The sequence below is a fragment of the Bacillus sp. NEAU-CP5 genome (assembly GCF_026420705.1).
Taxonomy (GTDB): domain Bacteria; phylum Bacillota; class Bacilli; order Bacillales; family Bacillaceae; genus Bacillus; species Bacillus velezensis.
On the sequence record NZ_JAPMOV010000001.1, the window covers coordinates 180,723 to 193,693 of the forward strand.

Sequence of the window (12,971 nt, forward strand, 5' to 3'; positions counted from 1 at the left end):
CTCCTTTAATCAAACGACACAAGAAAGACAGCTGTCCTGCCCGGTATCTTTCGTTCTTGCATAGTAAATGGTTTTGATGCCTCTATGGTGGGCATACAGATCAATACGATTCAGATCACGAGTTGTCATCGTATCTTTCAAAAACAGGGTAAAGCTGATTCCCTGATCGATATGCTGCTGGATTGTCGCGATCATATCCACCACTTTGAACATGTCCATATCATAAGCTTCTTTGTAGAAGAACCAGTTATTAGACGCTAACCCCGGCATCGGGTAATACGTTTTTGAATTTCCGTATGTTCTTTCTTCGATCCGTTCCATGATCGGCATAACGGACGCCGTGCTGGATTGGACGTAGGAAATGGAGCCTGTCGGCGCGATGCACAGTCTGTAGCTGTGGTACATGCCGTTTTCAGCGACAAACGCCTTCAGCTCTTTCCAGTCTTCGATTGTCGGAATGTGCATGCCTTCAAAGAGCGCAGCGATTTTTTCGTATGCCGGTGAGAACTCTTTTTCGATGTATTTATTGAAATATTCTCCCGTTGCATAAGTGGAGCCTTCATAATGCTCAAACGTTTCGCCTTTTTCTTTCGCAAGCTCAGCTGAACGCTGAATGGAATAAAAGTTCACCATCATAAAGAACGTATTCGCGAAATCTCTTGCTTCCGGGCTTTCATACGCGATGCCGTTTTGGGCCAGGTAGCCGTGAAGGTTCATGGCGCCTAAACCGATGGACTTCATCGCTTTGTTCGCGCGTCTGACTGCCGGCGCGTTGCGGATATCCGTCGTCTCAGATACATGAGTCAGGGAATCCGTCGCGAGTTTCACCGTGCGCTCAATCGATTTATGTTTCATGACATTCAGTATATTTAATGAACCAAGGTTGCAGGAAATGTCCAAGCCGATTTCGTCTTCCTCGTCATAATCTGTGTAAGCCGAAACCTGTGACGCCTGAAGCACTTCAGAGCAAAGGTTCGAGAATTTCACTTTTGATACGTGGTTATTCGCGTGCTCTTTGTTTACGTTATCCTGGAACATAATGTACGGATAACCTGACTCAGAACGGAGAACGGCAAGCTTTTCAAGCAGTTTGCGCGCATTCACTTTTTCTTTTTTGACACGCGGGTTGTCGACAAGCTCCTCATACATCGCCGTCATGTCCATTTCGTCCATATGCTGGCCGTATTCTTTATAAATCGTATGCGGATAGAATACATAAGCCGCTTTATCCTCACGTGCAAGCTCAACGAACTTATCCGGAATGACGACACCGATAGAAAGCGTTTTGACGCGCACATCTTCATCCGCAGAAATCTTTTTCGTATCAAGAAAATCATTGATATCGCGGTGGAAAATATTTAAATACGCCGCGCCTGAGCCTTGTCTTTGGCCCATTTGGTCAGCGTAACGGAACGCATTATCAAGAAGCTTCATGACGCCTACAACACCTTTTGTGGCGTTTTCAACATCTTTAATCGCTTCGCCTTTCGCGCGAAGCTTGGACAGATTAAGAGAAACCCCGCCGCCCAATTTAGACAGCTGCATGGAAATATCGATCGCCCGTGAAATATCGTTTAAGGAATCGTTGACTTCGAGCAAGAAGCAGCTCACCAGTTCTCCGCGGCGTTTTCTGCCGGCATTCAAAAATGTCGGTGTACTCGGCTGATATTCCTGATTGATCATCAGGTTTACATATTCTTTTGCTTTCTCAGTGTCGCCGTTTGCGAAGAACAGCGCAACGATTGAGATTCGGTCCTCATAACGCTCGAGGATTCTTTTCTTGTCATTCGTTTTCAAAGCATAGTCATTATAAAATTTAAACGCACTCATGAAGGAAGGAAAACGAAATTTCTTTGCGTAAGCTGTCTTAAACACTTCTTTAATGTCTTCAAAAGAGTAAAGGCTTAAGAATTCCTCTTCGTAGTATTGGTTTTCAATCAAATAATCCAGCTTCTCTTTTAAATCGTGAAAGTAAACTGTGTTTTGATTGATATAGTCAACAAAATAGCTATGTACAGCCTCTTTATCTTTATCAAACTGGAATTTTCCATCTTGTTGGATCATGATTTCGTTATTTAACTGGATCCATTTTGGCACTTGATTTTGTGACAACTCTTTCTACCTCCTGAGTAAACAATTCAACGTCTTTAGATGTGCCGCTGAGTTCAAATTTGTGCAAGATCGGCACCTGATATTGTCTTGAAATGGTATCGGCGCTTTTTGCAAAGTTATCGCCCCATACTTTGTTGCCGCTCGCAGCGACTCCTAATAAGAGATGGGCGTATTTTTCGAGAAATGATTGTGTTGATGCCGGTACCTGGCCGAAGTTTGTCGTGTAGGTGACCAAAACAAACGGAGTGTCCACGTGGTCCGTTTCGTCCACCTTGCGGATCAGCTGGAAGTCTGTTTTATTCACAAAACGCTGAACATTCCCTGTCTTTGAATCAAATATGATTTGAACCATCCTTATCACGACCTATCAAAAATAATGAATCTCTTAACACTATATATAGTATACTAACCTCTCAGAAAAACACAACATATTGAGATCGATTTATAAAAAATTCATATTTTTGAAAGAGCGGACTTTGGCTCTGGCCCGATTAACGCCCAAAAAAGAGAGCAGAACGAGAATCATCTCTCATCCTACTCAAGGTGTCATGTGTAAGCCGATGTCTATCATAACATGAAAAAAAACTGCTTAGTAGTCTAGACTTTTATTCTTATTTTTTGTAAGAATCACATTTTTTTTCGCTTTCAACGGTTTCTTCAATCTCCACATCAGCACCGATTTCTTTCAGTACGGCTTTCAGAGCGCTTGTGATGGAAGCCTCTCTGATCAGTTCTTTGCCGTCAACGATGATGCTGGTTCCATATTCATAGCAGGAATCATCTTCACAAGTTTCTTCCCAATGGTTGATTATCACCTTGTGTTTCAATCGTCTCACCCTCTGCATGATCAATGTCAGTACTTAGTGTAGCTTGTGTTGCCCGCTTTGTAAATTCGAACGCTTGTGAAATTTATTCAAGCTCATCCAGCGCCGTTTCTTTTTTCAGTTCAATTTTATTCGTTTTTTCATCATAGCGGTATATTTTTAAGTAACCGTCCTCAACGATGCCGAAACGATTATGTTCCAGCTGCACCATGCCTTCTGTCTGCGGTTCGGTATCCGCCAAGCCGCCGTCATCATCCGTCACCACCGTCTCATGATTGCTGCAAGCTCCAAACAGCAAAAAAACAGCGATCCAAACGAGCGTAATCCTGATTCTTCTCAGTTCATTTTCACTTTCGAACACGATTTTCCGAACCCCCTTTTATGTTTCCGATATACAGCCTGCAATATACAGATGCGCATAGAAAAAGACCATTGTTCATGGTCTTTTTCAAAAAGTCTATTCAAGCTCAAGCTGGACGTTTTTTTGCGGGGCGAACGTGGAGATGGCATGTTTATAAATAAGCTGCTGCTTCCCCTCCGTTTCGAGCAAAACGGTAAAGTTGTCAAAGCCTTTTACCTGGCCGCGAAGCTGGAAGCCGTTGAGTAAAAACACCGTGACGAACGTATTGTCTTTTCGGATTTGATTCAAAAACTGATCTTGAATATTAATCGGTTTCATGTTTCGTCCTCCTTGGTTCTCAATACAATACTGTTTCGATTAAATTTCCAGTTTTCCTGCTATGCACTCGAAAATTTCCTTTTTTTTCTGCTCAATATCAACAGGCGGCGTCATATCTGTCCATGAAACGGGCATTTTATTGCGAAACCAGGTCAGCTGGCGTTTCGCATATCGCCTAGAATTTTGTTTTAATTGCTCCACAGCCTGAGGAAGCGGCACTTTTCCATCAAGATATTCATACAGCTCTTTATAGCCGATCGCCTGAATCGATTGGCTGTCCCGGATATTCATATCATACAGCCGCTTTACTTCGTCAAGAAGGCCGGTTTCCAGCATCAGGTCAACGCGCTCATTAATCCGGCCGTACAGCACTTCTCTGTCCATTGTAAGACCGATAAGAACCGCATTGTAAAGCAGCTCCCGTTTTTGGGTTTTAAGATGCTCTGACATTGTTTTTCCCGATACATGCAGAATTTCGAGCGCGCGGATGACTCTTCGCGTATTGTTTTGATGAATGGCTGCCGCCGCTTCCGGGTCAGCTGCCGCAAGCTTGGCATGAAGCGCTTCCGCCCCTTCTTCAGCCGCCAGTTTCTCCATGCGCTCCCGGAATACAGGGTCGCCGGGGTTTTCCGTGAACGTATAGTCATACAGCACGGACTGAATGTACAGACCCGTTCCCCCGACAATCATCGGCAGCTTTCCTCTATCGGCAATCTCGGTGATTTTCCCCCTTACCATTTTCTGATAATCCGCCGTTGAAAAAGTGTCGGACGGCTCCAAAATATCAATCAGGTGATGCGGCACGCCTTCTGTCTCTTCTTCGGTGACTTTGGCCGTTCCGATGTCCATCCCTTTATATACCTGCATGGAATCTCCGCTGATGATTTCCGTATTCAGCATTTTCGCGAGTCCGATGCTTAGTTTTGTTTTTCCGACTGCCGTCGGTCCGACGAGTATGACGACAGGCTGTTTTTTATTTTTCAATATGTATCACTCTCTTTTATAAATCTCCCCCTAATTATAGCATTCATTTCTTCAGGCACCTATCCATTTTGCCCTTTTTCCTGAGCGCTAAACGTCCACTACCACCCGATCGGCTCGTTTCCGACAACCTCTCTCGTTTTTCCTTTGAGTGTATGGCGGTGCGTTTTCCGCCCTTCCTCCCGCGGATCGTAAACGACGCCGCCGTGCTGAATCTGAATCGGCTCATTGTAGGCGGCAAAGGTGGTCTCTGAAAGCTCATGGTAATGTGTTCCGTCAACCCTCGGGATGGCAGGGCCGGAAATGCCGTAATACCTATGAAAATGGCCGTTTTCAAACGAGGTGATGCCCGTATAGAAATGTGTATGCTCATCTGTATTGCTGCCGTTCTCCGGCTGCGAAAAGCCTTCAATCAAATGGTAATGCCCCTGCACTACATTCGTAACCGCCCGGTATGCGTGTGTGTGCGGAGGTTTTTTTGACCAATCGGACTGATACAGGCCCACAAAAGCTCACTCCTTTATTTTTTTGATAAACGCCCAATCAAAAATTGGTGGGCTGAATACTCTGTTATCATCTCAAATTTATTCTTGGAGGTACCTTAATTATGAATGAAGAATACACATACGCAGTAGATAGTGATATGAGACAGTTTGGGCGGCCTGGATTTGGGTTCGGACGTCCCGGCTTTGGGTTTGGACGGCCGGGATTCGGCTTCGGGCGGCCCGGATTCGGATTTGGATTCGGACGGCCGGGTTTTGGATTTGGCCGGCCTTGGTTTGGTTATGGATTCGGACGGCCGTTTGGTTTTTACGGCGGACCGTTTTTCGGAGGGCTTGTCGGGGGGCTTGTCGGAAGCGCTTTATTCAATCCGTACTTGTACGGGGGTTACGGCTACGGCTATCCGTATTACTATTGACGAATCAAAAGAGGCTCCTCCCCGGGGGCCTTTTTGTATAGGCCTAATGTCTTGACTTGGCGGGCAAAGTTCGGATATTATTTTATTTTACTGCCTTAAACAAAAGGCATAAGGATTATGATGAGAGGGGGATTTGATATGATTCTGGGTTATATCTTCCTCACAATTGCTATTTTATCAGAGTCAATCGGCGCGGCCATGCTGAAGGTCTCCCGCGGATTTACGCGGTTTTTGCCGAGCGCGCTTGTAGTGGCAGGCTATTCATTGGCCTTTTATATGCTTTCACTGACACTGAATCTCATTCCGCTCAGCTTATCCTATGCAACATGGAGCGGAGCCGGAACGGTGCTCGCATCCATTATCGGAGCGAAATGGTTTCATGAAAAACTGGACAAGCAGGCCGTCATCGGGCTCTTTTTCTTATTGGCCGGTGTCATTTTGATGAATTGGTAGAAAGGAGAGGCATACTGATGAAAGGATTACTTTGCTTGGCATTAGCCATTGTATCAGAAGTGTTCGGGAGCACGATGCTGAAGCTGTCGGACGGTTTTACGCACTTATGGCCCGCTCTCGGCGTCATTGCCGGAATCGGAGCCTCTTTTATGTTTTTGAGCTTTTCATTGAAAAGCCTTGATTTATCCGCCGCATACGCGACATGGTCAGGTGTCGGCACCGCTTTAACGGCAATTGTCGGCTTTATTGTTTTTAAGGAAGCCATGACGATCAAAATGATGATCGGGCTTGTTTTGGTCATCACGGGCGTCATCCTGCTGAACCGTTCCAAGTCTCAAAAAGCTAAAAAAAATCAAACGGCCCGGAGCTGACCGTTTGAACTCGTCAAGCGCCGGCAGCTTTTACTTCAACCTCAAGCTCCATCTCCACGTTTCCTCGGACCGCTCGTGAAATCATACACGAGGACTCTGCTTTTTGCGCTAACTTCCTGGCGAGCGTAAAGTCCGTTTCGGCTGCATCCGGCTTTAATAATATAAACGGACGGTGAATGATTTTCTGGTACGTGAACACACCGTTCGTGACGTCTACAATTCCTTCAGATTCCATATGTAGATCTTCTTTATCCAGGCCGCTTCTTTCCATCATCGCCGCAAGCGTTATAATATAACAGGTCGCGGCCGCTCCAAGCAGCATTTCATCAGGATTTGTGCCTTCTCCGGGTCCGTCCATTTCCTTAGGAATGGACACAGCCGTTTCCAGCCGGCCGCTTTTAATATCGCCGACGTCATTGCGATTTCCGGGCCAATTTGCTTTTAAATAAAAGTGATGTTTTGCCAAGGGACAAACCTCCTTTTTTTTCAGTTTACTCATCTTTCACTCGTTTGTCTTTTTTTAAGCTCACGAATACTCTTGATTGATCACTCTTTTTATCGTACGGACAAACCGGTAAAATTCCTCCGTTTTTGTGAATTCCCTTTCGCGATAATCAAAATTATCAAAAAACGCTTCCCGCTGTTCTCTGCTGATCTCAAGCTGTATGCTCAGCCCGGTTTGCGCCTGGTTATTGATATTTTCGGTGTTAACCCCGGCCAGACCGGTTTTTGAGGTTGCCAATTCTGCAGAAAATCCGTTTCGTTCGAGAGCTCTCACCAATTTTTTCGCCCGCTTCCGATCGCTTCCTCCGACAAGAGTATTTTTCTCGTCGCCTTTATAACCGTGCACTGCGATAACATAATGGTGCTGCTTAATGCTTTCGACTGCTGAAGGCTCATCGAACTTGGTGCTCGTAATATGAAGAGTCTGGTTATCATGCGTTTTTAATCCCTCAAACAGGTAGGTTGAATAATCATCGCTGAAAGAGCGGACGATCTCGCTCACCCCGCCCTCAATTCTCCCTCCGTGCGGCGACATGATCAATACGGGGCTCCCCTTTCGCTTATTGTACGATATATGATAATCATCGGGGTCTTCATGTTCAGCCAGATCTTTAAAATCTGTGTATGTATCAGAAGAATTCGAGGGATCAGGATCTGACGCATAATGAGCACATCTTATTAGTAAGACCATTGCTACGATAATGATGACATTAAGTAAAATTCTTTTCATCAGCTCTCCTTCTTTGCTCCTTTCTGAAAAATGACATGTTCATTATATGGATTTTTGTCAATAGGTCTTATCTTAACATTCTATTAACATTATCATCAGTGAAAAACTTCCCGGTTTCGAAAAATCAATGGATTGTCACGGTTCAAGCGCTCAAATGCCGGGCATCAGTGAAAAAAGGTTGAGAGAGGGCAAAAAAAAAGGGAGGAACGCCCGAATTTTCAGGGGCGGGAGATTCACGGCCGGAAACGGACGGCATCAAGAATACGCTTTTAAAAATGAATATCCGCCTCCCGAAGCAAATGCACAGGACAGAATGGAGCCCGTCAAAAAAATTCTCATCTGCTTTTTTGTACAGCAAAATGCCGTTACAGCCCGCTCATCCCCTTTTTTTATAATAATGGTCCGTTTTGAAATGGAGCCGTCTTTTTTCATATATATAATATCAATCGGAAGCTGTTTTTCCAAGGAATGTCTCAATATTATGTTCAAGTATATACCTCCTTCCGCCGGCTTCATCATAACCGAACGAACGTTCTGTTTCAACTCGATTTCTTCTCCTGAAAAAGCCGCAAGTAACCAGCGCTCCTGAAGGACAAACAAACTGACCGAACATACGGCCTGTTCATATGGTATAGAGAGAATCGCCAGAATGGGAGGAAAAGTATATATGTTTGGTTACTCAATGGTACAAATGGTGCGGTCAAATGCTCATAAGCTGGACTGGCCGCTCAGAGAAAACGTATTACAGTTATATAAACCTTTCAAATAGACACCTTGCTTTTTGCACAAGTTTTTCGAAAAAAAGGTGAAAAACAGAAAGAAAATGTCAGTCATCATTGAATTTGAAGAGGGCTGCCATGAATCCGGTTTTCACAGCACAGGGCAGGTCTTATCAAAAGAAAAACGCTGCACCATAAAAAAGCAGTTTCAAACAATCAATTGCTGCAGCGCCGAAGTCACTCCGTCCGCCCTTCACATGCTTCTTTCGCAATGCCGGGATATCCGTAAAATCTATTTAAACCGTGAAGTAAAAGCGCTCCTTGATACGGCAGCTGAATCGTCTCATGCAAAAGAAGTGACCCGTAACGGCACCGTATTAACAGGAAAAGGCGTAATCGTTGCCGTTATTGATACCGGAATCTATCAGCATCCCGATTTAGAAGGCAGAGTTATCGGATTTGCGGACTTTGTCAACCAAAAGACAGAACCGTATGACGACAACGGGCACGGCACCCATTGCGCCGGTGATATCGCAAGCAGCGGCGCTTCATCTTCGGGTAAATATCAGGGGCCGGCGCCGGAAGCCGATCTGATCGGAGTCAAGGTTTTAAACAAATCAGGATCAGGAACCTTGGCTGATATCATTGAAGGTGTGGAATGGTGCATACAATATAATAAAGAACACACAAAGAATCCGATCAAAATCATCAGCATGTCACTGGGCGGAGATGCGCTCAGATATGATAAAGAAACGGACGACCCGCTCGTCAAGGCCGTTGAAGAGGCATGGAATGAAGGAATCGTCGTCTGCGTCGCCGCGGGCAACTCCGGTCCGGAAGCTCAAACGATTTCAAGCCCCGGTGTCAGCGAGAAGGTAATAACGGTAGGCGCCTATGATGACAATGATACGGCCAGCAATGAGGACGATACGGTCGCTTCATTCTCAAGCCGCGGCCCGACTGTGTACGGAAAAGAGAAGCCTGACATTCTTGCGCCCGGGGTCGATATCGTATCTCTCCGTTCTCCGCGTTCATACCTTGACAAATTACAGAAATCAAACCGTGTAGGCTCCTTGTATTTCAGTCTGTCGGGCACGTCCATGGCCACTCCGATCTGTGCGGGCATCGCCGCCTTAATCCTTCAGCAAAACCCGCAGCTTTCGCCTGACGAAGTGAAAACACTGATCAAACAAAGTCCGGATCAATGGACAAATGAAGATCCGAACATTTACGGAGCGGGCGCAGTGAACGCCGAAAACGCCGTGCCGAAAGAGTAACCTTTTTATCATGAGAACGGGGTCGTCTGCACCGGCAGATGACTCCGTTTTTCAGGTGAACAGATGAAACATTTATAATGAAGGAACTCGGAATGCTTCAGAACCGGCTGTCAGAAAAAAAGATCAATGCAAGGCAGTGTATTTCTAAAAAAATAGGGAATAAGTATGGTGTAGATAAAAGGAGGAATCACAATGGCACTTACAAACACCGAATTGTCTGAATGGCTGCAAAAACAGATCGGACAAACGCTTGATATCAGAAAAGGAGAGCTGACAGACAGCCGAAACGAGATTTCTGATATGGACCAGATCATGCTTCACCTTGATGATGTTCTCGTCCGCCGGACAAATCATCCCGATGACTATGTAGCTGACGAAGAACTCGTCCTAAAAGGACACGGCACAACCTATACGGAGGAAGGAAATGTCCCGCTCCCTCAAGATGCGTATGAAATCCCTTTGCTCGGCGACATTACCATCCAAAAGGAGCAAGACGGATTAAAGGTACATACAGATCGGGCCGTTTATACAATCGGGACCCGGAAAGAGCAATAAAAAGAAAAAACGCCCTGAATCAGCGGCGTTTTTTTATTGGTTTTTTTCTTCAGAATATCCGTGGAACATCGTGAATGCGCAAAGCATAATGCCTAAAATAATGATAATCGGAAGCCAGATCACGGCAAACTTATAATCCGGTTCGGCAAAAGCGCCTATGACCGCCCCAAAACAATACAGCACCAAGGCAAGCGCGCGCAAAACAGCATCTCTCGTAAACTGCTTCCGCTTGTCCGCTTTGTAAAACCTTGCGGTGAGATCTTCAAAAAAATTAGCGAGCGTTCCCGTTAATACGGTCGTGGAAATCCCTGCTACACCAAGTTTTCTCGCAGCTGTCGTCTGCATTCCCATTGCGAAGCTGAGCAGCATAATCAGCACATAAACAGAAATGGCATCTGCAAAAAAGCAAGAGAACAAAGCAAACAGCAGCAAAACAGCTCCTTCAATAGCTAAAGCGGCAGTTACCGCAGGGGGCCAGAATGATTTCTTTTTATTGCCCACAAGCAGGGCCGCGGCAATAACACCGGCAATAAATCCGATTAACGAGGTTAACGATTTGAGTACGGCAAGGTGCCATGAGTTGCCGATCGCCAGGCCGAACAGAACGATGTTCCCCGTCATATTGGCGGTAAAGATATGTCCCAGGCTTAAATAACCGATCACATCCACAATTCCCGCTGTTAAACAAAGAAGTAAAAGTGCAATATTTCGGTATGTAGTCACTGTCAATGTGATCCAATCCTTTCTCATGCTGATTCCAACATATAAGTTTACTCTTTGCCATTTCATATGTCCAGCCGGCGTGCCGCTTTTTCAGAGCATAAAAAAACTCCGGCGAACCGGAGAAGCTACTGAACGATAAATAATACTCTCGTGCCGTCGGAATATTCGCTCATTTGATTTCCAACCCATGAATCGGCCCCGCGGTTATCCGACGGGGTTACATATCTGATATCAGCCCCCGCCCCGCCTTCTGTGCAGACTGCCATGGGCCATTCATCACGGTCAAACCCGGGCTTTGTCGGAATTCCTTTCAATGATTCTTTCCTTCTATTCTCCGCTCCGCCCCGATCAATTGTACAAATCTCAGAATGACCTGCCGAAATGGCGTCTTTTATATGATTTCCCGTCTCCGGATATTTTGACAGCGGGAAATACAGCACCTGATCGTATCGGGATGCGGCACGAGCAGCACTGTCCGAATGGATGCCGGCGCCCGTAAGGCCGAACTGAAGAGAGATCACCAAAAGCAGACTTGCCGCCCATTTCATAAACGCATTCATTCACATCCTCCTTAAGAAGTTGATATGAAGCGTAAATATGTATATTAGCCGGATTTAACACACATGATGAAATGGCAAAAAAAGTTTGCTGTTTTGTTGATAATCAACGAAAATGGCGGCTTTACGATTTGTCTATTGAACCGGCTTCTGTTTCCTTATATATTTTAGACATACTTATGAGCCGTTGTGATCAGTGTCTTCGGCAGATAAAAGGAGGAATGCCGTCCGGTCGGCAGGCACCGGCTGTTTGTTATGTCTTTTCAAAAACATGAAGGCGGGGAAATCCAGATGGAAAAAACAATGTTTCACCCACACTCACCCGAGTTTCACGAAAACCCTTTTGCGGTTTTAAGCAGATTCAGAGAGCAGGACCCCATACATAAATTCGAACTGCAGCGTTTCGGAGGCACCTTTCCGGCTTGGCTCATCACGCGTTATGATGATTGTATGGCGTTTTTAAAAGACGGCAGAATTACGAGAGATGTAAAACGGGTCATGCCGAAGGAGCTGATCGCGAAGCTGAATGTCAGTGAAGATATCGATTTTGTCTCAGAGCATATGCTGGCAAAAGACCCGCCGGATCATTCACGTCTTCGATCTTTGGTGCATCAGGGGTTCACTCCCCGGATGATTGAGCAGCTTCGCACCGGGATAGAGCAGATCACAGAAGATCTGCTGGATGAAATGGAAACAAAAGCAGACCCTGATATCATGAGAGATTTCGCCGCACCGCTTCCGTTTATCGTCATTTCCGAGCTGCTCGGAATTCCGAAAGAGGACCGCGCCAAATTTCAAGTGTGGACAAACGCAATGGTCGACACGTCAGAAAGCGGACAAGATGCGACCAACCAGGCTCTCAAAGAATTTAAACAATATATGAAAACACTGATCGAAGAAAAAAGAAAACATCCGGGTGAAGACTTGACGAGCAAGCTTATTTACGCTGAAGAGGACGGCCAAAAGCTGAGTGAATCAGAGCTGTATTCCATGCTGTTTTTGTTAGTCGTTGCCGGGCTTGAAACAACGGTTAACCTTCTTGGCTCCGGCACCCTGGCGCTTCTTCTGCACAAAGACCAGATGGAGAAGATAAAGCGGCAGCCCGAAAATATCCAGACGGCGGTCGAAGAGCTTTTGCGTTATACCTCTCCCGTCATCATGATGGCGAATCGATGGGCGATTGAAGATTTCACTTATAAAGATGTTTCTATTAAAAAAGGTGATATGATATTTATCGGCATCGGTTCAGCCAATCGGGACCCGGAATATTTTGATGATCCTGATACTTTAAATATAGGGAGAACACCGAACCGTCATATTTCTTTTGGATTCGGCATTCATTTTTGTCTCGGGGCTCCGCTCGCCCGGATGGAAGCATCCATTGCCTTTACCGCGCTTTTAAAACGATTTCCGAATATAGAGCTGAAAGGCGCGCCCGAGGATGTAACATGGAGAAAAAATGTGTTTTTGAGAGGGCTTGAAACATTGCCTGTCAGATTTTAATATCGTCCCCCTGTTTATCGGGGGTTTTTTAATGTCTTATAAACAGAAATCAATATAACAATGA

General features: G+C 45.5%; 17 protein-coding genes and 1 pseudogene. 6 read left to right on the forward strand and 12 right to left on the reverse strand.

The window, feature by feature from the left end:
- Positions 1–9 precede the first annotated feature (9 nt).
- The 7 genes from nrdE to OTK50_RS00730 form a co-directional block, all read right to left on the reverse strand.
- Positions 10–2,112 (reverse strand): class 1b ribonucleoside-diphosphate reductase subunit alpha, encoded by a 2,103-nt coding sequence (nrdE, locus tag OTK50_RS00700; protein WP_007611605.1) that lies wholly within the window; start codon positions 2,110–2,112, stop codon positions 10–12.
- Positions 2,072–2,464, reverse strand: a complete 393-nt coding sequence (gene nrdI / locus OTK50_RS00705) for a class Ib ribonucleoside-diphosphate reductase assembly flavoprotein NrdI (protein WP_003154061.1) — start codon at positions 2,462–2,464, stop codon at positions 2,072–2,074. The genes nrdE and nrdI overlap by 41 nt, the downstream gene beginning before the upstream one ends.
- A 259-nt stretch (positions 2,465–2,723) precedes the next feature.
- The gene (locus tag OTK50_RS00710) at positions 2,724–2,939 is read right to left on the reverse strand and encodes a hypothetical protein (RefSeq protein ID WP_003154062.1); all 216 of its coding nucleotides are present in this window, start codon (positions 2,937–2,939) and stop codon (positions 2,724–2,726) included.
- A gap of 82 nt (positions 2,940–3,021) precedes the next feature.
- Complete coding sequence (locus OTK50_RS00715; RefSeq protein ID WP_017417823.1) at positions 3,022–3,297, reverse strand: YmzC family protein; 276 nt, start codon at positions 3,295–3,297, stop codon at positions 3,022–3,024.
- Between the two features lie 96 nt (positions 3,298–3,393).
- Entirely contained in the window at positions 3,394–3,615 is a 222-nt protein-coding gene (gene hfq, locus OTK50_RS00720; RefSeq protein ID WP_003154064.1) for an RNA chaperone Hfq, read from the reverse strand.
- Positions 3,616–3,654: 39 nt separating this feature from the next.
- A complete protein-coding gene (gene miaA / locus OTK50_RS00725; protein WP_224224285.1) occupies positions 3,655–4,599 on the reverse strand; it encodes a tRNA (adenosine(37)-N6)-dimethylallyltransferase MiaA in 945 nt (314 codons plus the stop codon).
- A 98-nt stretch (positions 4,600–4,697) separates the two neighbouring features.
- The gene (locus OTK50_RS00730) at positions 4,698–5,102 is read right to left on the reverse strand and encodes a YmaF family protein (protein WP_224224284.1); all 405 of its coding nucleotides are present in this window, start codon (positions 5,100–5,102) and stop codon (positions 4,698–4,700) included.
- A gap of 101 nt (positions 5,103–5,203) precedes the next feature.
- Here OTK50_RS00730 and OTK50_RS00735 point away from each other — a divergent pair, with 101 nt between their 5' ends.
- The 3 genes from OTK50_RS00735 (at position 5,204) to OTK50_RS00745 (ending at position 6,339) form a co-directional block, all read left to right on the forward strand.
- The gene (locus OTK50_RS00735) at positions 5,204–5,515 is read left to right on the forward strand and encodes a hypothetical protein (protein ID WP_007611594.1); all 312 of its coding nucleotides are present in this window, start codon (positions 5,204–5,206) and stop codon (positions 5,513–5,515) included.
- Positions 5,516–5,653: 138 nt separating this feature from the next.
- A complete protein-coding gene (locus OTK50_RS00740; protein ID WP_007410378.1) occupies positions 5,654–5,968 on the forward strand; it encodes a DMT family transporter in 315 nt (104 codons plus the stop codon).
- Positions 5,969–5,985: 17 nt separating this feature from the next.
- On the forward strand, positions 5,986–6,339 hold the full coding sequence (locus tag OTK50_RS00745; RefSeq protein WP_130570974.1) for a DMT family transporter: 354 nt from the start codon (positions 5,986–5,988) through the stop codon (positions 6,337–6,339).
- Positions 6,340–6,352: 13 nt separating this feature from the next.
- Here the strand turns inward: OTK50_RS00745 and OTK50_RS00750 are convergent, their stop codons facing one another.
- The 3 genes from OTK50_RS00750 to OTK50_RS00760 form a co-directional block, all read right to left on the reverse strand.
- Positions 6,353–6,805, reverse strand: a complete 453-nt coding sequence (locus OTK50_RS00750) for an OsmC family protein (RefSeq protein WP_130570975.1) — start codon at positions 6,803–6,805, stop codon at positions 6,353–6,355.
- 60 nt (positions 6,806–6,865) lie between these two features.
- The gene (locus tag OTK50_RS00755) at positions 6,866–7,573 is read right to left on the reverse strand and encodes a poly-gamma-glutamate hydrolase family protein (protein ID WP_088462097.1); all 708 of its coding nucleotides are present in this window, start codon (positions 7,571–7,573) and stop codon (positions 6,866–6,868) included.
- Positions 7,574–7,828: 255 nt separating this feature from the next.
- The gene (locus OTK50_RS00760) at positions 7,829–8,062 is read right to left on the reverse strand and encodes a hypothetical protein (protein ID WP_088462384.1); all 234 of its coding nucleotides are present in this window, start codon (positions 8,060–8,062) and stop codon (positions 7,829–7,831) included.
- A 178-nt stretch (positions 8,063–8,240) separates the two neighbouring features.
- Between OTK50_RS00760 and OTK50_RS00765 the strand changes: the two are divergent.
- A pseudogene (locus tag OTK50_RS00765) lies at positions 8,241–9,569 on the forward strand (S8 family peptidase).
- Between the two features lie 192 nt (positions 9,570–9,761).
- The gene (locus OTK50_RS00770; RefSeq protein WP_007410383.1) at positions 9,762–10,124 is read left to right on the forward strand and encodes a hypothetical protein; all 363 of its coding nucleotides are present in this window, start codon (positions 9,762–9,764) and stop codon (positions 10,122–10,124) included.
- A gap of 33 nt (positions 10,125–10,157) precedes the next feature.
- Here OTK50_RS00770 and OTK50_RS00775 read toward each other — a convergent pair whose 3' ends face one another.
- Both OTK50_RS00775 and OTK50_RS00780 read right to left on the reverse strand, forming a co-directional pair.
- A complete protein-coding gene (locus OTK50_RS00775; RefSeq protein WP_003154084.1) occupies positions 10,158–10,913 on the reverse strand; it encodes a YoaK family protein in 756 nt (251 codons plus the stop codon).
- Between the two features lie 59 nt (positions 10,914–10,972).
- Positions 10,973–11,407, reverse strand: a complete 435-nt coding sequence (locus OTK50_RS00780; protein ID WP_224224283.1) for a NucA/NucB deoxyribonuclease domain-containing protein — start codon at positions 11,405–11,407, stop codon at positions 10,973–10,975.
- A gap of 288 nt (positions 11,408–11,695) precedes the next feature.
- Here OTK50_RS00780 and OTK50_RS00785 point away from each other — a divergent pair, with 288 nt between their 5' ends.
- Positions 11,696–12,907 (forward strand): cytochrome P450 family protein, encoded by a 1,212-nt coding sequence (locus tag OTK50_RS00785; RefSeq protein ID WP_088462385.1) that lies wholly within the window; start codon positions 11,696–11,698, stop codon positions 12,905–12,907.
- Positions 12,908–12,971 lie beyond the last annotated feature (64 nt).

What these genes read in the sequence shown, in the direction of transcription:
- OTK50_RS00775 (WP_003154084.1), bottom strand. Translation starts at nt 10,913, where the DNA reads ATGAAATGGCAAAGAGTAAACTTATATGTTGGAATCAGCATGAGAAAG.
- nrdI (WP_003154061.1), bottom strand. Translation starts at nt 2,464, where the DNA reads ATGGTTCAAATCATATTTGATTCAAAGACAGGGAATGTTCAGCGTTTT.
- hfq (WP_003154064.1), bottom strand. Translation starts at nt 3,615, where the DNA reads ATGAAACCGATTAATATTCAAGATCAGTTTTTGAATCAAATCCGAAAA.
- OTK50_RS00745 (WP_130570974.1), top strand. Translation starts at nt 5,986, where the DNA reads ATGAAAGGATTACTTTGCTTGGCATTAGCCATTGTATCAGAAGTGTTC.
- OTK50_RS00770 (WP_007410383.1), top strand. Translation starts at nt 9,762, where the DNA reads ATGGCACTTACAAACACCGAATTGTCTGAATGGCTGCAAAAACAGATC.
- OTK50_RS00755 (WP_088462097.1), bottom strand. Translation starts at nt 7,573, where the DNA reads ATGAAAAGAATTTTACTTAATGTCATCATTATCGTAGCAATGGTCTTA.
- OTK50_RS00780 (WP_224224283.1), bottom strand. Translation starts at nt 11,407, where the DNA reads ATGAATGCGTTTATGAAATGGGCGGCAAGTCTGCTTTTGGTGATCTCT.
- OTK50_RS00740 (WP_007410378.1), top strand. Translation starts at nt 5,654, where the DNA reads ATGATTCTGGGTTATATCTTCCTCACAATTGCTATTTTATCAGAGTCA.
- OTK50_RS00785 (WP_088462385.1), top strand. Translation starts at nt 11,696, where the DNA reads ATGGAAAAAACAATGTTTCACCCACACTCACCCGAGTTTCACGAAAAC.
- OTK50_RS00735 (WP_007611594.1), top strand. Translation starts at nt 5,204, where the DNA reads ATGAATGAAGAATACACATACGCAGTAGATAGTGATATGAGACAGTTT.